The organism is Bradyrhizobium sp. CCBAU 45394, assembly GCF_028128655.1.
Lineage (GTDB): Bacteria > Pseudomonadota > Alphaproteobacteria > Rhizobiales > Xanthobacteraceae > Bradyrhizobium > Bradyrhizobium diazoefficiens.
Genome location: NZ_LBIX01000153.1, coordinates 1 through 22,543 on the forward strand (window position 1 = coordinate 1; position 22,543 = coordinate 22,543).

Here is a 22,543-nt window from a genome sequence, read left to right on the forward strand (position 1 = left end):
TTTGTCGGACACCTGCCGCGACAAAGCACTCACTGTCAGCTCAAGTCCCTTCTTTTACACACATGCCGCTCGATCAGTTGGAACAGCGGCATGACGGCGAAGGTCCCGTGGCCGACCTGGTCGGCCAGCGTCGACAACGGGAGGTCGATCCTCTCGGCCCTAAAGCGCACACTCTGGCGGTTGAGCGGGATATGCATGCCGAACTTGTCGAACAGGATTGTCGCCAGCAATTGCGGACCGATGAAGCCGCGCGGCGTGACATGGAACGGTGCCGGCGGCTGGCTGATCTTCTCGCAATCGCGGCAGGTGAACTTTTCCCGCACCGTCTCGATCAGCTTGAACCGGCGCGGGATCTCCTCCAGCGTCTCGGTCACATCCTCGCCCAGCTTCGCCAGGCGCGATCCGCCGCAGCATGCACAGCTCGTCGGGGCCTCGATAACCACGCGCTCGCGTTCGATGTCGTCCGGCCACGGCTTGCGCACTGGCCGCTTGCGTGTGAAGGCGCGCACGGCCTGGGTTTTCGCCGCGGCGGTACGTGCGGCAAGCTCATCCTCGCTCGCCGTGGTGACGAGTTCTTCGAGCTCCAATTCCAATTGCTCGATCAGCCGCGCCGTGCGCTCGGAGCGCTGCCCGTACAGTTCGCGCTTGAGCTTCTCGATCCGCAGCTCAAGGTGCACGATCAGCGCCTCGTTGGCCGACAGCTCGGCCCGCGCACTGGCAGCTACCGCCTCGGCTTGCAGCCGCGCCTCACGCTCGGCCTGCAGCGCCGCCAGGGCACTCACGAGGTCCAATGGAAGGTCGTCCGGCTTCGATATCATGAAGCCATTGAATCAGATCTCGTTGCAGATTCAAACCGTAAAACGGCTATCCGACCCGCGTTGGTCGCAGCGTTTCTTGAGGGTTTCGCCAATCGATTCCGGACAACAGATAGCTCATCTGCGCCGGTGAGATCGTCACCGCTTCGCCCGCAACCGATGGCCAGATGAACCTTCCTCTCTCGAGTCTTTTGGTGAACAGGCATGCTCCCTGGCCATCGTGCCAGATCACCTTCACAAGATCGCTTCGGCGACCGCGGAACACGAACAGATGACCGCTAAGCGGGTCCTTGCGCAGCAACTCCTGCACTTGGAGTGCCAACGACGGAAAGCCTCGGCGCATGTCCGTGTAGCCTGTCGCCAGCCACACTCGCGCGCCCGTCGGAACCGGGATCATCGGCGTACCAGAGCATCGAGAACGCGACGTAGCGCGTCTCCATCAACGTCGCCATCGACCCGGATGCGGTGCCCGCTACCAAGATCAATCTCGATGATGCCCTGGCTCTTCCGTCGACGCGCCGCCGTCCTCGTCAATGGCGCTTCGGCCACCTCCCGCGACGGCGCAGACGGCCCAATCTCGACCGGCACGAACGGCGCTATGCTCGCTTCACCGTGCTTGCAAAGCTCTTTGCGCCACCTGAACAGCTGGCTTACATGAAGGCCGGCCATGCGAGCCACCTCGGAAACACTGGCTCCGGGCTCGAGCGATGCTGCAACAAGCCGTTCCTTCTCATCCTGCGACCACCGGCGCCGCCGCTCGACCGATGTGATAACCTCTGCCCGCGAAATCGTCATAGCGCTTCTCCTAGGATTACTCCTAGGACCTGCAGCGTTCGCGTCCATCAAACAAGGCGGCCCTCAACGGAGGAATACGGATCTGCTCGTCTCAACGACGTCGATCCCAAGGGCTGGCTCGCCGACGTCCTGGCCCGTATCGCCGATCTTCCCCCATCGCGTCTGCGCGTGCTGCTGCCCTGGGAATGGAAGTTCCTGCGCCAAGCCGACAAGGCCACCGATCAGCAGGTCGCCTGACCTTCGCGCAGCCCATCATAGAGCTCGCCACGCCCGCGCGCATGCGTCAATCAGGCGGTCTTCGTCGTCTTCGTCGTATGCGTACCTACCCGCAATTAAAGGGCGGATTGAAAGTGAGGCCAACGCGCCGCGGCCCCTTGATGCTGGGATGCCAGCTAGGGAATTTCGAAGCCCACAATTGAGGGTATTCAACGCCCGGCGACACCCAACCGAGCGGGCGGCGAGCCCGCCACTGCCTGTGAGTATGGGGGGGACATGATTACGACCGCAGGCAGGTCTGACGATCAGTGAGGCTGCGTGGACGGTTACATAGCGTCACAGCCGTAACTCTGATCATCTCTAAAGTCCTGATGACGAGATATAGACTATGGACCGGGATGCCACCCCTTCTTGCGCAGCGTGCTGTCAGACTCTAACAGCGTCGATTGTCAGCTCTGAAACAATGTCTGATTGTCGACGCTACAAACATTCGTAGAAGACGCAGAGCAAGCTGCGATTTTCATCGGCACGTCCATGCTTGGTTCATCTACGAAGATCTCGGATCGCTGTCACAGAGTGGGTGAAGCTGAAGGTTGCCTTCTTGCGTGTCGCCACGAGCGCCGTGGTCGTCAGCTTGCTCTGAGGCAACAAAACACTAGGCTCAAGCGATAAGGTCGCGTTGGCTTGGCGCCTCCGCCCTCATATCGCGTCGGACGTATCAGACGTGATGCCGACGGCCATTTGTTCTTATGGACATCGAGATTGTCGCTCTGCTCAGCAAGGGGTTTATACCCAGGCGTCGGTCGGCGAACGCAAGTGACAAGCTTCCGCGAACAACAGTGGCCTTTGGCACGAATGTGGCATCAGAACTCAGTGCCAACGCGGACATCGGTTCGCACGTGATGGCCCATAACATTGGGGTGAAGGAACCTCTTTGATGAGGACCGTATCGATTGAGTTCACCAGGTTGGTGTTTTTGTACTTCGTGAGCGTGCTCGCGGCCTTGCTTTTGCTGGTGGCGAGCATTCGCGGAGCCATCGAAAAACACCCCGGCTATCGGAGTGATTGCGCCGGGATGCTGATTGTTTCTTCTATGCTACTTGTTGATAATTTTCAGTCGGAATGCCGCGCTCTCCTTCTTTTCGGTGACAACCAGCCCGCACGAAGAAAGATCTTTGAGGGGGGTGCGGATCTGTTCAGCGTCAATGGGGCTAATGCGAAGGCACCGTGCAACGCTGTATCGGCTCCTGTGATTCTTCCAGCGCCCTCCCGTCTGCGCTGTCGATCGATGACGCTGAGCAGTGACGAGCCGTCATATTGTCCCGACGAAGACGTTCTAAAGAGGAGAGCAGACAAAGGGTGCCGAGTGGCGTCGTTCGCGCTTGCAGGATCGTTCCGGCAGAATAGTCCGGCTCACCGTGCGGAGGCGCCTGCCGGTCCGATGCTGATGCAGAGGCCAGTCTCTTTGGCACCTCATAGTTTTACGACCTCAGCCGGGGTCACAATTAGCTTCACGTTGATCATGGCGTTAAACCCGAGCGGTACTGCTTTTGGTCCAAAGGTCTTTATGGATGCCGACAGTAAAGCTTTGGTCTGCGCGATCTCGCCCACGGATGCGGAAAGCATCTCTGCGTTTCGGCACTCGCTGGCGCAAGCCTTTGTTCAACAAGCGGCGAATCCCGGCGGGGGACTCCCGAGCAAGGATGTCGATGATTTGTTCGCGAACAACTGGGCTGCTAATGCAACAAATGGCATTATGGGCGGTTGCCTGCTCGGAAATAATAATGGAAGGGGAGCGATAGTGTAGCGCAGCACGTGGGCTTCGCGAACTCCACGAACGAGTCCGGGTCGCCAGATCCGGATTGAGCGTAATCCGCCCGATATGCTCGTCGCCCAGCCATTCCATGTCGTCGAGCACCCGCCCTCTGGCCGTGAAGCGTGCCGAATTGAAAAGTGCGGTGCATGCCGTCGCTTGATAATCGTGTGGGCGCGTCGGGGTGCGGGTTAGCAGACAACTGGCAGGCAGTCTTCATAACTTGGGCGTCGACGATCGACGATCTGGTCCCTCATCGAACACAGGCGGCGCGCCCTCATCAATCGCCATCTGGGCTGACGACCGCTTACACGCACTAATGAAATCGTGCGTTTCACCAACTACCGATACCCTGCCAAGGGCTCGATTGTCTGGTTCGGACCAATGTCGACAACCGGACGCACGTCCCATGAACGAACCCGCTTGAGGCTCTATCTTCGAGCGGCATGCAGCTTGCTTCGTTTGCGCAGGCGCTCGGTATTGGACAGAGTGCATGATGCGATTTGGAGTTCTTCTTTGAGTAGCCACCACCATTGCGCTTCTAGCCGGCGGCAGGCCGGCTGGGCCGACTTTGGGCCAGCAGTGAAGCCCTGGTGCCAATCCGCAAACGGGGAGCAGAACACAGCATTGGGCTCTGGCCGGTTGCGTTATTTGCGGCTTCGGTCTGAGCCTTCCCATGCAGTTGAGGTACCGTGTTCACCATCTTTGTGTTCACTGGTTGTGGCTAGTTGCATCTGGACGTCAAGAAAATGTGCGTTCATGCATCTGGTGACTTCCGTCTGGCCGCCAGTACTGGTTGGCCGCTTTATCAGATTGTTGGCCTTGCTGACCCGACGGAAAGGTTAGTGGCTGTGGCTGCGCATCGTCACAAACTGATTGCGGTCGCGCCGGGGCGCGATCCGTGGCTCTTCACGTCGCTAGTCTGCCACTGCTTGCTTGCCATAGCCCTTGTCATCGCGACTGGTTTCGGCCCCGTCGTTAAGGCCTCCGCCCAGAGCTTCACCTACAATCCGCTGCCGCCGCGTCCGAAGCCGCCGAAGGTCGCCAACGACAACCAGATGCTGGTTCAGGCGACCGAGGTCGTCTACGATTACAACAATTCGCGGATCTCGGCGGTCGGCAACGTGCAGCTGTTCTACAACGGCACCAGCTTCGAGGCCGACAAGGTCATCTACGACCAGAAGACCAAGCGGCTGCATGCCGAGGGCAACACCCGCATGACGGATACGGAGGGTAAGATCACCTATGCCGAGATTCTGGATCTGTCCGACGACTATCGCGATGGCTTCGTTGATTCGCTCCGGGTCGACACCGCCGACCAGACGCGGATGGCTGCGACCCGCGCCGACCGCTCCAGCGGCAACTACACCGTGTTCGAGAACGGCGTCTACACGGCCTGCGCACCCTGCAGGGACGATCCGAAGAAGCCGCCGCTCTGGCAGGTCAAGGGTGCCCGCATCATCCACGACCAGCAGGAGAAGATGCTGTATTTCGAGACGGCGCAGCTCGAATTCATCGGCGTTCCGCTCGCCTACATGCCCTATTTCTCGACACCCGACCCGACCGTGAAGCGCAAGACCGGCTTCCTGATGCCGGGCTTCACCTCCTATACGGCGTTCGGCTACGGCATCGAAGTCCCGTTCTACTGGGCGATCGCGCCCGATATGGACGCGACCTTCAACCCGCGCATCACCTCCAAGCAGGGCGTGCTATTGCAGACCGAATTCCGCCAGCGCCTGCTGGACGGCGCTTACCAGATCCGCGCCTACGGGATCCATCAGCTTAATCGCGGCAATTTCCCCGGCCAGCCCGGCGACCGCCAGATCCGTGGCGGCGTCGAGACCAAGGGCCAGTTCGCACTGAATGACAAATGGGTGTGGGGCTGGGACGGCGTTCTGCTGTCCGATTACTATTTCATGTCGGACTATCGCCTGGCGGCGTATCGCGATCCGCTTGGATCGTTCCTGAATCTGCCGACGGAAGCCATCTCGCAGCTCTATCTGACCGGCGTCGGCAATCGCAGCTTCTTCGATGCCCGCACGATGTACTTCCTGAGCTTCTCGGGTAACCAGCAGCAGGTTCCGGTCATCTATCCCGTGATCGACTACTCGAACGTGCTCAACTATCCGATCTTCGGCGGCGAGGTCTCCTACAAGACCAATTTCGTGAACCTGTCGCGTGATACCGCCGTGTTCGATCCGATCACGACGCTCGCCAACACCAACAGCCTGTGCACGACGGCGTCGGCCGATCCGCTCGCGCGCACGCCTTCGCAGTGCCTGTTGCGCGGCTTCCCCGGCACCTACACCCGCTTGTCGGCGGAGGCGCAATGGCGCAAGTCCTACACCGATCCGTTCGGCGAGATCTGGACGCCCTTCGCGATCCTGCGCGCTGACGCGATCAACGCCGACGTCTCGAACCAGCCGGGCGTGTCGAACTTCCTGCCCGTCGGCGACACCCAGGCGTTCCGCCTGATGCCGACCGTCGGCCTCGAATACCGCTATCCCTTCATCAACGTTCAGCCCTGGGGCTCGACCACCATCGAGCCGATCGCGCAGGTCATCATCCGTCCGAACGAGACCTATGCCGGCAAGCTTCCGAACGAGGACGCGCAAAGCTTTGTATTCGAAACGTCGAAACTGTTCAGCGTCGACAAGTTCTCCGGCTACGATCGCGTCGAAGGCGGCGGCCGGGCCAATGTCGGCGTGCAGGCCACCACCCAGTTCGACAGGGGCGGCGCCGTCAAGGTGCTGTTCGGGCAGTCCTACCAGCTGTTTGGCATGAACTCCTTCGCCGTCCGGGATTCCACCAATACTGGCCTCGATTCAGGTCTCGACAAGCCGCGATCCGACTATGTCGCGAGCGTCGACTACTCCCCGAACCGAACCTACACCTTCAGTGTCCGCGGCCGGTTCGACGAGAAAACCTGGAACGTCCAGCGCTTCGAGGCTGAAGGCCGCGCCAATTTCGACCGCTGGTCGCTCAGCATGATGTACGGCAATTACGCGCCGCAGCCGGAGCTCGGCTACCTGACGCGACGCGAAGGCATTCTCACCTCCGCATCGGTGAAAGTCGCCTCCAACTGGCTCATGCAGGGCTCCGCCCGCTGGGACCTCGAAGCCAACAAGATCAACCAATACGTGGTCGGCGCCGGCTATGTCGACGATTGCTTGGTGCTGGGATTGAACTATCTGAAATCCTACAATTTTACAGTAGGCGGCGTGCCCCCCGTCTTGAATGAAACCTACATGCTAAGTATAGGTCTACGAACATTCGGGACGATCGCAATCGGCTTCTGAGGCACGGATAGTGCGGATGCGGGTCACGTCGGGCGACGTCACCACCACGACCGAGGCGCGCGATGGCGGGCAGCGGTCACGGCTGTGCTGGGAAAGCTCGAGTTCAACGAACGCGCAGAACTTGTCCACTTCATCCATGTCGCTTATCCGAGGGACCGCTGAGACTGAAATGGATCCCGGTTTTGGGACCAGGGGCGAAGTTAAGGGCCGCGCATTGGAAGCGGTGCTGGAGCAGGCGACGGCGGCCGTTCTGGCCCAGCGCTATGAGGTTCACCCGAACCAGATCTACGCATGGAAGAAGCACCTGCTGGACTAGGCGGCCGGAGCGTTTGACGCGGGTGTCGGGCGCGAGAGCGAGGAAGCGCGCGAACGCGAGTAGCTGCAAGCCAAGATCGGACAATGACAGTCGAGCGCGATTTGTATGAGCAATCTCACGTCAAGAGACATAATCAGGTCATTTTGCTTCCCCTGTCGGAATCGATTTTGTGCATTGGCGGGCTTCGGATTGAGCGGCGGCGGCGCTCCGCACCCAGCGGAGCCCGACGGCGTCGTGTCTCGGTTCGATCGGATTGCCGGGTTCGATGATCTCTCGTGCGCGCGTGCGTTTGGCGCATCAACTTATATCCAACAGCTCCGTAACGGCATACGACAATCCTGCATGCACGAACCAAGACATCGAGGAGGCATCAGGCGCCTGGAAAACTGCGCGCCGATGGCGGTCTGGCGGACCGCTGTAACCGGCGCATTCGGCGAAGAGGCTGTGGATATGTCGCTTCCCGCAAGCGAGAAGCTTGGACAGCGCTGCGCGTTGCCCACATCCCGCAGCCACAACAGCGGCACGCAAGAGTAGCGTATGGGAAGAACGAACGGCAGCAGCTCCACTTAAGAACCGGACCCGGTGGTCCTCAGCAAAGGGTCCACTTCAATTCCCTGCCAGTTCAAACCTTGCCATCAGTTCTACAAATTCGCGTTATGCCGTTTGGTAGGAACATGCTTTTCGCTCCAAAGAGTGCGCAATTCGCGTCGTCGGATCGTCCAGTGATTGCCTTGTGACCCGTCGTCGGCCAGGTGAGACTTTGTTGTTGCTGCCGAGCCGGCGTTCATCACGATTCCGCAAACACTGGTTTCAATGCCGCCAAGATCCTAACTCCAATCTATCGTTCTCCCGACAATAACTGGTCCAAGCGCGTACGAGACATCTCTTGAACCGGATTAGTGCACTGTCAGCGGGCTCCTTCAGGCGATCGGTCTTGACATATATATCCGCTTGTGACGCCTCATTCCGGTGGCGCCGAACCAGTTCTTCTGCATCCACTAGCCTCATCTTTCGCTCCGATATCGTTTACTCAGCTCATCATGCTGTCGCGCTCATCCGCGCGAACAACATTGCCGCTTCCGATGGCCCTAGCCCAACGATGCCTACAAAGCTCGGCGGCGGCATTGGGATGCCCCGATGAGTGGGTCTCCACAGGTGCAGGCAGTATCGGCTGTTATTCACATACTGCGAATGTGGCGGATGCAGCTGCATGACGCACTCCTCTTCATCCCAGAACAGGTCTTTGACAAAGCACATCTCCTCCCAATTCGGACAACGCCGCGGCGTCGAGACAGCGACATGTTCCCAGCCAGGACGGACAAATCCACTTATCTTGAGTTCACACCCGCAAGGCCCCTGCACAAAGAACAGACCGCAAGGGCCTGATCCCGGAACGGTAGCGAACTGGCCGTTTTGCACGCGGCCGGCCTCCAACTTCTCTATGATCTGCGCTCGCACGCCCCCTCCTTTGCCTCTCGGATGGCCTTGAACTCGACGTAGATGACGTTGTCTCGCAACTCATTAACCGGCTGGGTCCTCTGCGCGGCGTTGCTACATCGCTCTTCAGCGAACCATCTGCCGATAAAGCTGCAGATGTCCATCGTCACTCTTCTCCTGTTATTAGTTTTCTAACGCTGGCATCGTGGCTGACGAACGCTCTCGAAGCTCGCTGATTGCCTGACTACGAGCCGCGCAGCTTCTGCGCGATGGCGAATAAGCCCGCAGATCGCACATTCCCGCTCATGGTGGCCCGACGGGGTTCGCTCACGGGACAACTCCGTCATCAAGCCTCTCATGCGAAGCATCTTGTCATCCATGCCCGCCGGTGCTGGCCGCACATCGCCGAACAGAGCTCCCGCACCAGCAATTGTAATATCCGCCATCGAGCTTTCGTGCGTCCAGCAAGCGTTCGTGCCCCTGCTAATTCATGTCTCATGGCGACTTGCTTAAGTCCATGAAATCGGCGGCTCTTGGCTCATCGCCTCGCCCTCAAGGAATCGCTCGTCATCATGGCAATGCTCTCAATAATGGCCTTTTGCATCTAAATTCCATGATGGTTCTCAAACCAGTGCGGCACCAGGTGACGCTTCGCGGCGATGTTGCTGCTTCGTGAGGTCGTACTTGATCATTCGCTGCTTTCTCGCCGAGTCTGAAACAGTGCCATTGAGCCATCTATGTGACCACGATTGAGTTGTATGGGGGTCAAATCGAACCGGCTCACACCAGAGCCGCGGACGCCTGGCATGAACTGACTTCGAGCCGATAACAGCCAGCGGATCGCCTACCATCTCGGTGCTCCTTGTAAGTCGGCGATCAGGAACAATGATTAATCGATCTCATTGACTGCAAATGCGACCGGCGGCCGATCTTCCCGCGTCACTACGATGCAACTCCTAACGCATTGTTTCCGGTATCGCGCACGCGAAGCGCTCACCTTTTTGCCGCTAATACGGGCGTTGTCTTTCAGACGTCGACGTCGCGAATCCGACAACGGGCGGCGACTCCGTGTCGCCAACGCCGATAGCGCGCTTGCTTTTTTGCATCAAAGCCGTGCAGGCACTCCTCCGTCGTGGCATGTAGGTTGCTGTGGTGACGGAACGCGACCTCCCTGTACCGACGATGCGCGAGCATGTCATCGGCCGGATGCTAGCCGCGCAACAAACAGGGATTCTGATACTCGCGCTTTGAAAGAGGACTGCGAACTTATGAGTGATACGAGGCATGTAAGGCCTGGACTTTTTCCGCGGACCAGCGCGGCAGGTGATGAAATGACACATTGGCGCGCACCAAAGCACTCAACGATCAACCATTATGGCGCCGATTGTCGCTCCTGGCAGGCGCAGAGGAGGTGGAACCTGTGGCCTCTGGCCGCACTCCTCATAAATGCGCTGCTTTGGGCTGGTATCTACTGGATCATCGCAGCGTTCTTCTGAAATAATCTCGCGGCTGGCAAAGGCGCGAGGGGCTTTCCGACGCCCCTCACATGCCGCGGCCGCAACGTATGCACACCATCAATCGGACGTGGAGACCTCTTCACAGACTTGGTCAAGCCCAGACTTGGCGCGGCTACCTGGATATAAAATCCGCACCTCCGACCAACGCAAACGAAATATTGAGGCATGACGCAGATGTCTCGAATTGGCGAAACTGATATGCGGCCAGCTTGCCCGCGTGGATTGCAGCGGCGATGAAGTGCCAAACACTGACCTGTAACAGCTCAACACGGCCACGCGAGGATGGCATCCGGCCTTCTACGTTCAGCGCGACGCATTGACTGCAGGCGGAGGTCTAGGTTCGGCATCTTCATGATAAGAGGATTAGCTTTCGAGAAGCTGACTAAACGAGTAGACTGAAGTGACCGTTAGGCAGGCTGCCTCCTCCGCCTTCTCACTTACGTGTTGCGGCAAAGGACCGTCGGGATGCCTCGCCCTACGGTGCCGCCTCAACGTCCCGTGCAAGCGCACTGACTCGCCTGCTGAGCGACATTTTATTGGATCGGGTAGCGATCAACAGGCCGGGGCGTTTTTATGGAACCGCAGCGACGCTTTACAGCTCTTGCTCAGGCCACATCATCCTCGCCGCTGCGCGTCTGCCACACCTGGGCACGGAGAGCCAGCTTGTCATATTCCATGGCAATCTTAAGCAGCCTGTCTCTCGGTTTGCCGTCGGCGAGCGCTTCCGCCTTCTTTCGCGTTGCTTCCGCACGGCCTCGCCAGTGGTCGGGCTGGTAGAGTTTACTTTTCGGATTCATGCCGAGAGCATGCAATTCGTAGATCAAAGAAATGCGACACGGGCCCTCCGTATAATAACGTAACAGCGACGCTCGTTGCCCGGCTGCCGAAGCGGACAGTCGCCCTGCAAAGCCGCTATTCAGAAACGCCAAAGTGCGCATTGCAGCCGAAGCTCGTACGAAGATTGCACAGCTCCAACATCTTCAGACGATCGGACGCACGAAGGGGCTTGAATCGCACTTAGCGTTAGATTGTACGATCCTGGACACGTGGGAACGACCTCTGACAATCCAGACGCTTCCTGACAGGTCATGAGAATTGCAAATGTCTCAAACATCTAAACTCACCTGCCACGACCGCATAAGACCACAAGATCCTCCAGATGCCCGCTTGTCCGCGCTTCATCGGAGGTGTTCCTGTCGCAGCTGGACGAATCGCGCGTTTCGAGATCTGCACGGCAGGCGCTCCCACCACCGTAGCCTCACCGGAACTGACGCAAGACGAATTCTCCATCCCAGATACCCCACCCACGTCTTCACATAACGTGGAACACAGGCGCGCGATTACACCAAAGATAGTCTCGGCGCGCGCCATCATGGTTCGCTCTGCACAATCGAATGCATCATCAACAATGCCTTGAGCGCACCTGGCTTTTGCCTGATCTCTCTGCCTCGCGATAACTGGCCCGGGCCCCTCGCGCCGGCTACGGGGTCATTAGTCGGCTGGCGGGTACGCTGAGCCAGAGTACCTAAGCACCTGTCACGCCCAAGCAATGCCTCGCGACTCCAGGCAGGCACCGACCGCACAATCGACCGGAAGCTCCAAAATGATCCCTTGCTGGACCAGTTCAGCCGCCAGTACTTCCCCTCTTCGGCTGGCTCCGCCACTTCGGCAGGTGTCGTTTCTGTCGTGCCGGACCGATGACCAGCACCGTACAGTCAAGACCGCAAAAGTGGAAGAACGAGCTTGCGGCACCGCGCTTAAGCAGTTCCGGCCTGTTTCCCCCCGGTTGACAGGTCATGTTGCGCTTCGCGCAAAGAACAATACCGCAGCCTCACCGATTTGAAGGGATATCATGACTCAAAATCAACGAGCTCAATTGGCTTCCAGCCTCACAATTTACTACTGCGCCATCGCTCTTGCGGTCGCAATGACAGCTGTGATGCCCGGGCCAGTCGACGCGCGCGATCAAGCGCCGACCGCAGAGGAGAAAGAGGCTTGCATGGAGGACGTGTTTCGCCTTTGTAGCAGCCACATACCAGATCGCACCGCTATCACTACCTGCCTCAGATCCAGACAAGCGAGCCTCAGTCAGCAATGTCGCTACGTGATCTCCGTGCGTGACACTGGCAAGAAAAGCAAGGACTCGAAGTGAAGATATGGCGGACTGTTCGTTTGCCTCATCCTCAGAAGTGGACTCAGCCTGACCAGCAGGACCGTCGCCCAAGGTCCGGTGACGAGCATGGCTCGCCTACAATTGACCGACGCTCTGGTTCAATCGCGCTTGTCTGGATCGGCGAATGCGCAAATTACCCTTCAATACCGGTCTGATCGCGAATACGGGGAGATAGCCGCACGTATCATCAAAACGTTGCACAAGCTTGGACGTCGTTCTGCAATTGCCCAGCATGAGGTTGACGAAGGGACCCCGGCCGTCTCAATGGCCGGCTTGGCCATTCCGATCAGCGGCCGCCCGCCGATCGCAAGCTATCTAAACATCGCGCAGATTATCGCTGCCGCCCACAAGGCGAACGCCGGCGCGATACATCCGGGTTATGGAGTGCTTTCTGAGAGTGCGGAATTCGCGAGGACAGTGTTAAAGGCCGGAATTGCGTTCATTGGGCCGGTTTCAGAAACTATCGAACTAATGGGCGATAAGATCCGCGCCCGTAATTTCGTTCAGGGCAACGGCTACGCACCCTGCGCCATCGAGGAAGATGATCCGCCAACATTCGTTTCGAGAGCGCGGGCTGTTGGAGTTCCTTTGCTCGTCAAGGCCATCAGGGGACGGTGACGGCAAGGGAATGCTGATTGTACGCGACCATGCTACGTTGGAGGCAGCCATTGAGCAATCGAGCAGTGAAACGCGTCGCTGCTTTGGAGATGTCCGACTTGATGTTGAACGATATGTCGAAAGCCCTCGACATATTGAAGTACAGGTGCTCGGTGACTACTTCGGTAACCTGATCCCTCTCTTCGAGCGCGAATGTTCGGGTGCAGCGCCGTTTCCAAGAGATCATCGAGGAAACGCCCACGCTGGCGCTATCGCCGGAATTGCGGACCCCGGTTTGCGAGAACGCTCCTGCTCTTCCTGCAGAATGCAACGGGCTTGATGGTTGGCCGCGAATATGAACGGCGTGGGATCACCAAGGACGCAAAGCTGATCATGGCGCGTCCGTGCCGACGTTTGCGATCATTTGTAATAGCTCGCACGGCGCAGGAACTTACGCTATGTCGGGACGCGCGTTTGATCCATGCGCTTTTCGACGCGCCGCAGTACGGTGTAGTCCGACTGTAAGGCGGGACCGAAGACCGGCGGCTCACCGCCTCATGTGGGCGGATCAACGGAACACGTCCATCGCTCTACGAAGGCTGTCCTGCGCACCTTCATTTGCAATCGGCTGGGGTTCTTTTGTAGAGCGGGCTCGATCTACCCAGCACCGATAGCCTCGAAGCAGGTAGAGGAAGCCGCTTCAACGCTCCACGACGGCGGCGCCGGAAAGCCATAAGGCTTTGAAGGATGCGGTGATCCGGCCGGAACACCGCGGTCAAGAGGGCGCTGCGGACGCGGCAAGCGGTCCCTAGACAGTGCCATTGGTCCCGGCGTCAAGCAAACTGCAAGTTCCAACTAGGCGGCGATCTCCTATCGATGGCACCATAAAATGAAGCTTGCCCCTCACGTAGCGTCAGGTTGTAGCCTCGCCAAGGTGCGCACACTCAACCGACTGCCGCCTCAAGCGTCAATGAGACCATGCCCCGTGGGGCGGGCAGCTGCATCAAGGCAACCGGTGCCAGGTCTCTTCAACGATGCTTCGTTGAACGGAAGAGCGCGAGGCTTGGACAAGGAACGTGTAAAGTTCGATGGAAGCGCTTAGATCAATCATCGGCAAAGTTGCCACCGGCGCCACTCTGACGCGTGAGGAAACTGCGTCAGCCTTCGAAAGCATGATGTCGGGGTACGCGACTCCCTCGCAAATCGGTGGCTTGTTGATGGGGATGCGGGTCCGGGGCGAGACGGTCGAAGAAGTCACCGGCGCCGCCTCCGCGATGCGGAATAGGATGCCGCGTGTCGAGGCGGCATGCGACCCCTTCGGTATCGCTGGCGCGAGCGACACCCTTATGTATTCGGTCAACGTGTCGACGTGTGCTTCCTTTATCGTCGCCGGGGCCGGCATTCCTGTCGCCAAGTATGCCAGCCGCGCTGCGTCTTCGGGATCAAGCACCGCAGACTTGTTGGTGCGGCTCGGCGTGAAGGTCGATCTCAAGCCTGAGGCCATTGCACGTTGTGTGCAGGAAGCCGACGTCGGCTTCATGTTTGCGGCAGCCCATTATCCGGCGATGCAGCGCGTCGGCCAGATCCGGAACGCACTTGGAACCCACACGATCTTTAATCTGATCGAGCCTCTGTCCAATCCGGCCAGGGTAAAGCGGCAGATCGTTGGGGTGTTCTCTGCCGAATGGGTCAAGCCCCTGGCGCACGTTTTGAAGAACCTTGGGGCCCAGTCGGTATGGGTTGTTCATGGCTCGGACGGGCTCGATGAAATGACCCTCACCGGTCCAACCTTTGTTGCTGCGCTTGAGGCGGGTATAGTCCGCACCTTCGAAGTGACGCCGGAAGAAGCCGGGCTCCCCCGCTGCCGCAACGACGCGCTGGAGAGCAGCGATGCCGAGGCTAATGCCGTTGCACTGCAAAATGCGCTTGATGGCGCACCAGGTCGATTTCGCGACGCTGCGCTTTTGAACGCAGCGGCGGCATTGGTCGTGGCCGGGCGGGCCTCGACCCTGCAGGAAGGCGTAGCACTTGGACAAGAATCACTTGATCGCGGCGCCGCAGCCGCTCGACTGAAGCGCCTGATCGCGGTTTCGAACGCGTGACAGCTAGGCTGGCCGATGTCCCAGTATTCCGACCAAGACTGCGGCTCACGAGCGCGACGATATTGCAGCCGCGAATGCGCTCACGTCTGTGGGATTTCAAGGAGCGTGCGCCGCCTGCACTCGCCATGACCAAAGCAATTCGCGCTGAGCACGCGGCCCGAGAGCCAATTTTTTTTATCGAAGAGCCTGTTGCAGCCGGGGTTGCCGAGGTGAGCCCCCCGACGAAGCGCGCGCTGCGCTCCGAAGGAGAAAATCGATGATGTCCCGGCAGAATATTGAAGCACTCGGATCTATTGCAATGATAGAACACATCATTCGGAAGTTTCGGGAATTGATCGATACAGATAGCTCGATCCCGCCGGAGCTGCGGGGTGCGCTGCACGCGACGCTCGATAAGCATCTTCTCGAGGCAAAAAAGCGTGTTCTCCTAAAAGTGCCTTAGGTGCGCCGCTGCCGTCTACGTGCGAAGAAACTCTGGCAGGCGCGCACCGGTACCGCAATCGGCATCATCCCATCCGCACGGGGGCCCAGCGAGGCTCCAGCCCAGCCGGTCGGATCGCGACCACGACTCCATGTGCACTTCGCCGGCCGCTCAGCGTGGTTTCCTGCTTGAGAAGGGTCCTATTGTGCGGCAATTCTCAGTTGGCCGCTGGATCGCTGATCCGGCCTACACGGCGAAATATTGCACGTCCGTCGGGTCATGATGGTAGCTAATCCAGCGGACACCAACGAGATGACGAACTCTCTTGACGCAAATTGCAGCGCTGAATGCTTGCGACACCAGACCGGCCGATCCGGCAGCCCGAGAGCTTGGCCATGTTCTCACAGGCTGCCAAAAAAAGCTTGAATCTGACGTAACGTTAAATTGTACGGTCTTGAGGTTGGCACCTATCTTGGTCTGCCGCCGGGATTATGAAGGATTGCGAATGTCTCAGCAGGTCAGATCCACGACCCGATGGCGCTACGGCTCGCTCGTAGCTTTGAATGCTTAGGCATTCAGGAACCGAAACTATGGGGCTAACCTGAGCCGAGCCACCAGAGAGCCGCGCGACACCGCGCCAAAATCAGTTCGCCGAACCGGTTTTGCGCTCTGTTCAAACTACTTTCCCGTGGCTGGCTAGGCATTTCCATGGCGCAAAGGTGCGGCTGACGGCGGGCCTCCGCAGGTTTCCTAAGATCCTGAGCTGCGAGTGCCGCTCCGCGTGATCCCGCGGCATCGGAAGATATTGCTTGGCATTATGGAGCATCCAAGTTGAAAGAGCCCGACGGCGTCAAGAAGGTCCTGTTAATCGACCATATTGAAGGCCAATGCCGTTGCATCATCGGCTTCAAAGATGGAGATGCCAGAGCGGCCTATATGTGCGGCGAGCCTGTATATCAAGGACGCGGCAAGAAACTATCTTCGTGGTGTGCCTATCACTACCGACAGATGCACACGACCGTCGCCGAGCAGAACAGAGTGAGCGATCAATCGCCCGAGATCCCTCAAGCAATATCCATTGTTCGCAACCAATGACAACCATCCAGAACCAAGTCCTGCCAAGGCGGTGTGATCATAGCCTGTACGAAGGCCAACCGAAGCATACGAGCGGGAGCTCGAACAAGCATTTCGGGGTTGCGACTGAAGCGCATCGGGACAATCGTGCTGTGCGGACCTGATGCGCATGGATAACAAGTTGGATCGCTGCATACTGATCGAGCGCGTCATTGCTGGCCTGGGCTTGCATCATGGCTGGCACCAGGGCTGCCAGCGTCGACCGGCCCCGCTCGAATGCATTAAGCGTGGTCTCCGGCATAAAGCGGGTGTGGAGCACCTTGTCGAGCGCTTTGACAAAATGAAAAGTGCTCGGCGGCCGCACGGCGCCAATTCAATGATACGAGGATTGCGCCGAGCCTCGCAGCAGGCATAGAGCAACGCCAGATAATCAGGTCTGTTGAGGCTGACGATCGCGATCCGGTCTCCCCTCTGGACGCCGAGCTGGCTCTTGAAGGCGCGGGCGATCCGCTCGATCTGTCGATTGAGGCTGGCGCAGCTAAGAGTCTGCCCCTGACTATATTTAAATCGCTCAATTCATCCGAACTTGCCCAAGCTTTCGATCGCGCGCTGGAAAGCGGTACCCTGAGGACGTGAGGTGAATGTCTGCTTCGTCTCGCTAGAGCATTTTCCGACCGGAATGAATCGGGTGGGGATTCCCAAAGCGGCGTCAGATTCAAGCTGCATGCTGGCGAGGGAGGCCAGCATGTATGGCCAGGGCGCTTTCGGTTGATCTTCGCCAAAGGGTGGTAGCAGCGATTGACGGTGGCATGTCCTGTCGACAGGCTGCCGAGCGCTTTGGTGTCAGCGCGGCCAGCGCGATCCGCTGGCGCGGTCGCCTCAAGGAAGTTGGCGACATCGTTCCTAAACGCCAGGGCGGTGACCGAAAATCGCAGCGCATCGAAGCGCATTCGCAATTGATTCTGGAGGCGGTGAACGCGAAGCCGGATATCACGCTCGCCGAGTTGCGAGAACTGTTGAAACGTCGTGGAATATCGACTGGCATCGCGTCGCTCTGGCGTTTTTTCCAGCGCAGAAAGATCACACTTAAAAAAAGACAGCGCACGCCGCCGAGCAACGGCGCGGCGATATAAATGCCGCGCGCGAGGAGTGGTTCGAAGGGCAAATCGATCTTGACCCTGAGCGTCTCGTTTTCATCGACGAAACCAGCGCCAACACCAAAATGGCGCGGCTTCACGGGCGCTCGCCACGCGGCGAGCGATGTCGTGCAGCTATCCCACACGGACATTGGAAGACGACGACATTCACCGCTGGATTGCGCTCCGACGGTCTGATCGCGCCGCTTGTTCTGGACGGCCCAATGGATGGCGACGCTTTCCTGGCCTACGTCGAGCAATTGCTCACTCGCTGCGGCCGGGCGATACCGTTATCATGGACAACTTGACCGCTCACAAGGTCCATGGCGTTCGAGAGGCCATCCAGGCGGTCGGAGCAAGCCTGCTCTATCTTCCGCCCTATAGTCCAGACTTCAACCCCATCGAAATGGCCTTCTCTAGATTGAAGACGCTGTTGCGGGCCGCGGCAGCGCGCACCATGCCCGATCTCTGGCAAGCAATCGCCGACGCTCTCAAACGCTTCTCACCCGAGGAATGTCACAATTATCTCGTCGCGGCTGGTTACGACGCAACGTGATTGGAAAATGCTCTAGAGCTCTGTCAGCCCCAATCGCGACCACCTTTAAGTCGCTCCTGAAGTGCCGGCCGATCGGCGATTAGGTGCTCGAGGTGCAGCGGTTCATCGTCTTGCCGCTCGCCCTGCGCCGCTCCTGGCGAGCCGGACCGAAGCGCACTTCGAGATGTGGCGCCAGTCTCGAGACTTCCATGCGTGGAAGGACCGGATGCACGACGAGAAGCTACCGCTCCCGACCTAGCCGACCAGCGGCCAGGCGCACTGCTTCTGCGGCGAGCCGATCACCAACAATAGCGTCAGCCGGCACGTCCAGGCGGCGCACAGCGGCATCGGAGACCGGACACGCAAATCCGACGAGCGTGCATAGATCCCGGCCATGCCGAAGGATTTGTTCTGCTTACCAACGGCCCGGAACGTGGTGCCGGCTGGCCCTGATTGGATCCACGAAGTGAAGTACGACGGCTACCGGCTCCGCGTCGAGCGGGACGGCGACCGCGTGCGGCTGGCGCTTGAAGAGTGGGCTCGACTGGACCAGCCGGTATCCCTGGATCGTCGAGACGGCGCGGAAGATGCGCCAGCAGCAATTCATCCTTGACGGCGAGGCCGTCGTGCTCGGAGTCGACGGGTTATCGGACTTCGACGCGCTCCAGTCGCGCCGGCACGATGACGAGGTTCAGCTCTACGCCTTCGACTGCCTCGCGCTCGGCGGCGATGGCCTGTCCCGCCTGCCCCTGTTCATGCGCAAGACCACCCTGGCGCAGCTCGAAAAGGATCCACAGCGCCATCCGTGGTCAGGCAAATCCTTCCGTCATGGACAAAACGAGCAAAGCCATCCCATCGGTTGAGCAGATAATTGATCGGCTTGATCACGTTTGACGAACGCGAGAGCCGGGCGGCTTCCGCCCGTAGCCAAGCCTCAAAATCGCTCAGCAGCGGCGCGCTTCTGTCTTGGCGGACCCGCAGCCGCTCCTCGGCATTCAACCCATGGATCTCGCGCTCGATCTCGAACAGCTGGTCAATTCGAGGCACCGCTTCCAGCGCAATGGGCGAGATCGCCGCCGCCGAAGCGCCTCAACGTCGACGCCCGCATCGACAATGACGCGCCGCCCGCCAGCCAGCTCGATCTCGATCCGACGCTCCGTCGAGTGTGCTGTCGCGCTCTCCGATGAAGCCGCCACCGACGCCACAGGCCCATCCTCGGCCACAACTGCCCTGACAAAGCCAGCCTCGGATTTGGTCCGCTCCGCCGCGAAGGCTCTTCGCCAAGTCACCAGCAGAGAACGCGACAAGCCGTATCGCCGCGCTGTCGCCGCAACCAGCCGCGGCTCGGACAGGCTCTCCAAAACAATCCGCGCCTTCTCCTCCTCAGACCAACGCCGCCGCCGGCCCGTCTCCACCACTTCCAGTCGATTCAGCGCACTGATCGTATGGCTGTCCATACGTACAGTTCTCAACCATCAAGCCAGCCCGTCGCAAGGCGTCTTTCCTCGGAGGCTTACCCTGCGCCAACGGCGTAAGGCAGCGCAACGCGCAAGACGGCCTCCCCGGCCTCTAATCAGCGCTCGTGTCAAGTCTACCAAAACAACTCCGCAATCATGGCCGTTCTGCTGCCGGGCTATGCGGGGCGGTTGCACGCGGGAACCGAGACGGGCGGCGAGCTGGACGGCGCTGTTGCGAGACCCAGCGGAGTTACTCTTCCGAGCGGCTTTAGCCGGCGACCTTTCGTTGGGCTTTAAAAGAAAAGTCTATGTCCCACAGCGACAAAGACCCAACCTGTTCTTTCACAAGATGGCCGAGCTACCAACCTCATCTTCTGATGAGCTCACCCGATACCCAACTCATTCAAAGGCCATTTCAACCACCTCAATCACAGGCCACCGGTAGGGCTTCCGACGACCCGGCGGTTCGCGCCGGTGCGTTTTGAACAGAAGTAGACCAACGATCGGCGCTCCCCGGTCAGCACAGGCTTCACCTCATGTCGGAGCCTACATGTGGTGACAAGCACGGCGCCAAAGGGCGGTCGGAATACCTGCTGTTCGTATCCGCTTGGATATACCACGAACTCCCCCCCATCGAAGTCTCTCGCGAGCTGCACAATCACCGAGTACTCGAAATCCGGGTCGCTCGCCGCATCCCGATGCATGCCAACAAAGGAACCAGGTGGCATACGATGCATTTGGCATCGGCGAATCACGTAATCTGACGATGCCCCCAAGATCTTTCTTACCGCGACTCTGCGGTCTTTCCTTTCAAGTAGTTCCATGATCTGCCCTGGAGCTGCACCAGTCGCGTTGCTAGGAGCGCGGCCGGGCGGGTCTACCCTCACGCGTTTGACAAAGACATGGTGCGAGTCGCCGGCATCTCCTTCCCGCACTTCTTCTTCGGGAATCTCAGCCTGCAGCTGATCGATCCTGGCCAAGTCATCTTGGGTGAACAGTATCTGGGGGCCGATCACGACCGTCCCCTTCACCAACAGCTCTATGCGGTATTTTGTCAGAGCTTCTTCTGAAAGCAGACGGGATTTATCATTCATTGCGCGCGCCATTCTAGTTCACTCCAGGGCTTCAATCTTCGAGGCAGGGCTACCGGGTCCTGGCGCATATAGCGGAATGCTTGCTCCCAATGCTCGCCATCGAACTCGTTTATTCTTATGCATTCGATTATCCAGGCATCGAATATTTACGGCTGAATCCGGAAGGGTTCGACTGCGGCCTACAGAATGGCTTTGGGCCACAAAGCCGGCAAAACGTGTGCCGAGCGATGTTCTTGTTGAACTGGTACGCAGTGAGGAATTCTTCGCCGCACTTAATGCCGAGCCTATCGCCAGGTACGAGCAAGTGCAGAAATCCAGACATTTGGCAGATTGAGCAATTGCATCGAACTGCAGAAGCTCTCGTGGCGCTCGGACGCAGAACTTGACAGAACCACAATGACAACGGCCATGGTGTTCGATCTCCGAGTGACCATCTCCCTCACGTGAGACGATTCGGAGCAGATCGCGGCACCACAGTAAGCTGAGCCGATAGGCTCGATCGAATTCATTCAAAAAGCGACCATTAAAGTCTGCCAGGACAAGTTCGCCAAGCAGCCGGCTTGTCATTTCTCTGTGATACTTCTCCGCGGGATCTTCTCCGCGGACATGGCTGCGGAAATTCTCAAGATCGTCAGACCGCGCCTCAAAGGTTTTTACCAAAGTGGTCCGCCGCGACTGGATCATGTCCGCAGCGTGTAGCTCAAAACCGACCATGTAGGCGCAACCCACTAGGGGGTCTTTCGATGACAATCCGGCATAGAGAGAATACAGGCACCGCTTCGTCGTGGCACTGTAGTTGGTCCGCACTGCTCTGCCGAGTAGTCGCGAAGCATTCTTTCTAAAGAGGTTTGAGTGGAAGTTTTCAATGACCGGAATATCGGGTAGCGCTGCCTTGCCGCCCTGGGGAACTCGGCGATAACCACCCCTCTCATCCCAACAGTTAAAATTTGCGACCATGCTGGTCAGTTCAATGTCCCTCGCACGATCTCGATTGTGATGCATTGCATCGAATATGAGATCCCTTTGCGACTCTGCCTGCAGGTACGAGAACGCCTGTGACATCGCCAGGTATTCAGGCATCAGGATAGCGACCTGGTCTTCGGACATCTCCACATCGAACGGGTGCGGGCCGAACAGGGCTCGCGCTTGCTCAGTCAAATACTCGCAGCATATCTGCGGAGGCTGATCCGGTGGAAATCGAGACGCTTGAGATGTCATTTGACCTATGGCGATGAGGAGAGAACGAAGCCACTTCGTGTCCGGACCGGCTATTGGCCGCCGCGGAGATCTGCAACTTCGTTGGTTCGATGGTCGTATGATCGCGTTCACCATCGACGCGAACTTCCTCGTGCCGACGTTCACGTACCAGACAGCGGCATGCTCAATCCTGCTCACGCGATGTCCACCAAATTGAGCGGCGGCGATCCAGTCGGATTCCGGACCATGAGCAGTCCGATGCCGTGAATGCCCGGCACGGCTAGCAATCGCTTGTAGAGTCATGTTGAGATCTTGCCAGCGCACGCCATCGGGAAGCTAACGTCACTGCGCGAGTCGCCCGGGCGCTTCCAGCTTTCGCGATCCGTCGTGGATGAATCAAGCCCTCGCGGTTGCTGCTCGTGCCAGTTCATCGAACGGCTATGACCTACGTACAACATTGCAAGGATCAATCCGCATCTACCTGGCGCTTGACGCCTTTGGCCGCAAGCTGCGCGAAATGCCGGCTGCTGGGCGGCACGAGCGTCTCAA

General features: G+C 58.8%; 19 protein-coding genes and 5 pseudogenes. 13 read left to right on the forward strand and 11 right to left on the reverse strand.

The genetic code is table 11. From position 1 onward, the window contains the following. Positions 1–59: 59 nt before the first annotated feature. The 3 genes and pseudogenes from WN73_RS16365 to tnpA (WN73_RS16375) all read right to left on the reverse strand — a co-directional run. Positions 60–818 (reverse strand): annotated as a pseudogene (locus tag WN73_RS16365) (IS66 family transposase zinc-finger binding domain-containing protein); the annotation flags it as partial. Between the two features lie 46 nt (positions 819–864). Beyond that, the gene (tnpB, locus tag WN73_RS16370; protein ID WP_271553779.1) at positions 865–1,212 is read right to left on the reverse strand and encodes an IS66 family insertion sequence element accessory protein TnpB; all 348 of its coding nucleotides are present in this window, start codon (positions 1,210–1,212) and stop codon (positions 865–867) included. Continuing rightward, positions 1,209–1,610 carry an IS66-like element accessory protein TnpA gene (tnpA, locus tag WN73_RS16375; protein ID WP_271553780.1) on the reverse strand — a complete coding sequence of 134 codons (402 nt, stop codon included), beginning with the start codon at positions 1,608–1,610 and terminating at the stop codon, positions 1,209–1,211. Before tnpA (WN73_RS16375) ends, tnpB begins: the two co-directional genes overlap by 4 nt. A gap of 81 nt (positions 1,611–1,691) precedes the next feature. On the opposite strand from tnpA (WN73_RS16375), the pseudogene WN73_RS16380 reads away from it, so the two are divergent. The 4 genes and pseudogenes from WN73_RS16380 to WN73_RS16395 all read left to right on the forward strand — a co-directional run. Continuing rightward, positions 1,692–1,847, forward strand: a pseudogene (locus WN73_RS16380) (transposase domain-containing protein); the annotation flags it as partial. 916 nt (positions 1,848–2,763) lie between these two features. Beyond that, entirely contained in the window at positions 2,764–3,633 is an 870-nt protein-coding gene (locus WN73_RS16385) for a hypothetical protein (protein WP_245448764.1), read from the forward strand. Between the two features lie 938 nt (positions 3,634–4,571). After that, positions 4,572–6,938, forward strand: coding sequence for an LPS-assembly protein LptD (locus WN73_RS16390; RefSeq protein WP_430649828.1), 2,367 nt, complete (start codon positions 4,572–4,574; stop codon positions 6,936–6,938). 16 nt (positions 6,939–6,954) lie between these two features. Further along, positions 6,955–7,254, forward strand: coding sequence for a hypothetical protein (locus WN73_RS16395; protein WP_271553784.1), 300 nt, complete (start codon positions 6,955–6,957; stop codon positions 7,252–7,254). 1,038 nt (positions 7,255–8,292) lie between these two features. On the opposite strand, the gene WN73_RS44680 is transcribed toward WN73_RS16395, so the two are convergent. Next, positions 8,293–8,712, reverse strand: a complete 420-nt coding sequence (locus WN73_RS44680) for a DUF7694 domain-containing protein (RefSeq protein ID WP_097668532.1) — start codon at positions 8,710–8,712, stop codon at positions 8,293–8,295. A gap of 2,101 nt (positions 8,713–10,813) precedes the next feature. Continuing rightward, complete coding sequence (locus tag WN73_RS16400; protein ID WP_271553786.1) at positions 10,814–11,146, reverse strand: hypothetical protein; 333 nt, start codon at positions 11,144–11,146, stop codon at positions 10,814–10,816. A 1,301-nt stretch (positions 11,147–12,447) separates the two neighbouring features. Between WN73_RS16400 and WN73_RS16405 the strand changes: the two genes are divergently transcribed. From WN73_RS16405 to WN73_RS16430, 5 genes are all read left to right on the forward strand, one after another. Further along, a complete protein-coding gene (locus WN73_RS16405; RefSeq protein ID WP_245448760.1) occupies positions 12,448–12,999 on the forward strand; it encodes a biotin carboxylase N-terminal domain-containing protein in 552 nt (183 codons plus the stop codon). A gap of 10 nt (positions 13,000–13,009) precedes the next feature. Then, positions 13,010–13,318, forward strand: coding sequence for an ATP-binding protein (locus WN73_RS16410; RefSeq protein WP_271553787.1), 309 nt, complete (start codon positions 13,010–13,012; stop codon positions 13,316–13,318). Positions 13,319–14,066: 748 nt separating this feature from the next. Then, on the forward strand, positions 14,067–15,080 hold the full coding sequence (gene trpD, locus WN73_RS16420) for an anthranilate phosphoribosyltransferase (protein ID WP_271553789.1): 1,014 nt from the start codon (positions 14,067–14,069) through the stop codon (positions 15,078–15,080). A gap of 256 nt (positions 15,081–15,336) precedes the next feature. Continuing rightward, positions 15,337–15,522 (forward strand): hypothetical protein, encoded by a 186-nt coding sequence (locus WN73_RS16425; protein ID WP_097668530.1) that lies wholly within the window; start codon positions 15,337–15,339, stop codon positions 15,520–15,522. A gap of 810 nt (positions 15,523–16,332) precedes the next feature. Further along, positions 16,333–16,596 (forward strand): hypothetical protein, encoded by a 264-nt coding sequence (locus tag WN73_RS16430; RefSeq protein ID WP_143279287.1) that lies wholly within the window; start codon positions 16,333–16,335, stop codon positions 16,594–16,596. A 329-nt stretch (positions 16,597–16,925) separates the two neighbouring features. Here WN73_RS16430 and WN73_RS16435 read toward each other — a convergent pair. Continuing rightward, positions 16,926–17,151 (reverse strand): annotated as a pseudogene (locus tag WN73_RS16435) (AMP-binding protein); the annotation flags it as partial. 173 nt (positions 17,152–17,324) lie between these two features. Between WN73_RS16435 and WN73_RS16440 the strand changes: the two are divergent. Together WN73_RS16440 and WN73_RS16445 are read left to right on the forward strand one after the other, a co-directional pair. After that, positions 17,325–17,708: an IS630 transposase-related protein gene (locus tag WN73_RS16440; protein ID WP_161536456.1), complete on the forward strand. Its 384-nt coding sequence runs from the start codon at positions 17,325–17,327 to the stop codon at positions 17,706–17,708. An 89-nt stretch (positions 17,709–17,797) separates the two neighbouring features. Further along, positions 17,798–18,267, forward strand: a pseudogene (locus tag WN73_RS16445) (IS630 family transposase). A gap of 234 nt (positions 18,268–18,501) precedes the next feature. Here WN73_RS16445 and WN73_RS16450 read toward each other — a convergent pair. Continuing rightward, the gene (locus tag WN73_RS16450) at positions 18,502–18,642 is read right to left on the reverse strand and encodes a hypothetical protein (RefSeq protein WP_179879907.1); all 141 of its coding nucleotides are present in this window, start codon (positions 18,640–18,642) and stop codon (positions 18,502–18,504) included. Between WN73_RS16450 and WN73_RS44385 the strand changes: the two genes are divergently transcribed. Continuing rightward, the gene (locus tag WN73_RS44385; protein WP_333924392.1) at positions 18,641–18,859 is read left to right on the forward strand and encodes a hypothetical protein; all 219 of its coding nucleotides are present in this window, start codon (positions 18,641–18,643) and stop codon (positions 18,857–18,859) included. The two genes, WN73_RS16450 and WN73_RS44385, sit on opposite strands and share 2 nt — an antisense overlap. Continuing rightward, positions 18,834–19,109 (forward strand): ATP-dependent DNA ligase, encoded by a 276-nt coding sequence (locus tag WN73_RS44390; RefSeq protein WP_333924391.1) that lies wholly within the window; start codon positions 18,834–18,836, stop codon positions 19,107–19,109. The genes WN73_RS44385 and WN73_RS44390 overlap by 26 nt, the downstream gene beginning before the upstream one ends. Here WN73_RS44390 and WN73_RS16460 read toward each other — a convergent pair. From WN73_RS16460 to WN73_RS16475, 4 genes and pseudogenes are all read right to left on the reverse strand, one after another. Continuing rightward, positions 19,042–19,317 (reverse strand): annotated as a pseudogene (locus tag WN73_RS16460) (IS66 family transposase); the annotation flags it as partial. The gene WN73_RS44390 and the pseudogene WN73_RS16460 overlap by 68 nt on opposite strands. Next, positions 19,242–19,703 (reverse strand): IS66-like element accessory protein TnpA, encoded by a 462-nt coding sequence (gene tnpA, locus WN73_RS16465; RefSeq protein WP_097668604.1) that lies wholly within the window; start codon positions 19,701–19,703, stop codon positions 19,242–19,244. The gene tnpA (WN73_RS16465) and the pseudogene WN73_RS16460, both read right to left, overlap by 76 nt. Before the next feature lie 428 nt (positions 19,704–20,131). Then, on the reverse strand, positions 20,132–20,809 hold the full coding sequence (locus WN73_RS16470) for a 2OG-Fe(II) oxygenase (protein WP_271553795.1): 678 nt from the start codon (positions 20,807–20,809) through the stop codon (positions 20,132–20,134). A gap of 6 nt (positions 20,810–20,815) precedes the next feature. Then, positions 20,816–21,904 carry a GFA family protein gene (locus tag WN73_RS16475; RefSeq protein WP_271553797.1) on the reverse strand — a complete coding sequence of 363 codons (1,089 nt, stop codon included), beginning with the start codon at positions 21,902–21,904 and terminating at the stop codon, positions 20,816–20,818. Positions 21,905–22,543: the final 639 nt, after the last annotated feature.

Bases quoted from the DNA above. Each gene is read 5' to 3' on its own strand.
- tnpB (WP_271553779.1), bottom strand. From the start codon at position 1,212: ATGATCCCGGTTCCGACGGGCGCGCGAGTGTGGCTGGCGACAGGCTAC.
- tnpA (WP_271553780.1), bottom strand. From the start codon at position 1,610: ATGACGATTTCGCGGGCAGAGGTTATCACATCGGTCGAGCGGCGGCGC.
- WN73_RS16385 (WP_245448764.1), top strand. From the start codon at position 2,764: ATGAGGACCGTATCGATTGAGTTCACCAGGTTGGTGTTTTTGTACTTC.
- WN73_RS16395 (WP_271553784.1), top strand. From the start codon at position 6,955: ATGCGGGTCACGTCGGGCGACGTCACCACCACGACCGAGGCGCGCGAT.
- WN73_RS16400 (WP_271553786.1), bottom strand. From the start codon at position 11,146: ATGCGCACTTTGGCGTTTCTGAATAGCGGCTTTGCAGGGCGACTGTCC.
- WN73_RS16405 (WP_245448760.1), top strand. From the start codon at position 12,448: ATGGCTCGCCTACAATTGACCGACGCTCTGGTTCAATCGCGCTTGTCT.
- WN73_RS16410 (WP_271553787.1), top strand. From the start codon at position 13,010: ATGCTGATTGTACGCGACCATGCTACGTTGGAGGCAGCCATTGAGCAA.
- trpD (WP_271553789.1), top strand. From the start codon at position 14,067: ATGGAAGCGCTTAGATCAATCATCGGCAAAGTTGCCACCGGCGCCACT.
- WN73_RS16425 (WP_097668530.1), top strand. From the start codon at position 15,337: ATGATGTCCCGGCAGAATATTGAAGCACTCGGATCTATTGCAATGATA.
- WN73_RS16440 (WP_161536456.1), top strand. From the start codon at position 17,325: ATGGCCAGGGCGCTTTCGGTTGATCTTCGCCAAAGGGTGGTAGCAGCG.
- WN73_RS44385 (WP_333924392.1), top strand. From the start codon at position 18,641: ATGCCGAAGGATTTGTTCTGCTTACCAACGGCCCGGAACGTGGTGCCG.
- WN73_RS16450 (WP_179879907.1), bottom strand. From the start codon at position 18,642: ATGGCCGGGATCTATGCACGCTCGTCGGATTTGCGTGTCCGGTCTCCG.
- WN73_RS44390 (WP_333924391.1), top strand. From the start codon at position 18,834: ATGCGCCAGCAGCAATTCATCCTTGACGGCGAGGCCGTCGTGCTCGGA.
- tnpA (WP_097668604.1), bottom strand. From the start codon at position 19,703: ATGGACAGCCATACGATCAGTGCGCTGAATCGACTGGAAGTGGTGGAG.
- WN73_RS16470 (WP_271553795.1), bottom strand. From the start codon at position 20,809: ATGGCGCGCGCAATGAATGATAAATCCCGTCTGCTTTCAGAAGAAGCT.
- WN73_RS16475 (WP_271553797.1), bottom strand. From the start codon at position 21,904: ATGTCCGAAGACCAGGTCGCTATCCTGATGCCTGAATACCTGGCGATG.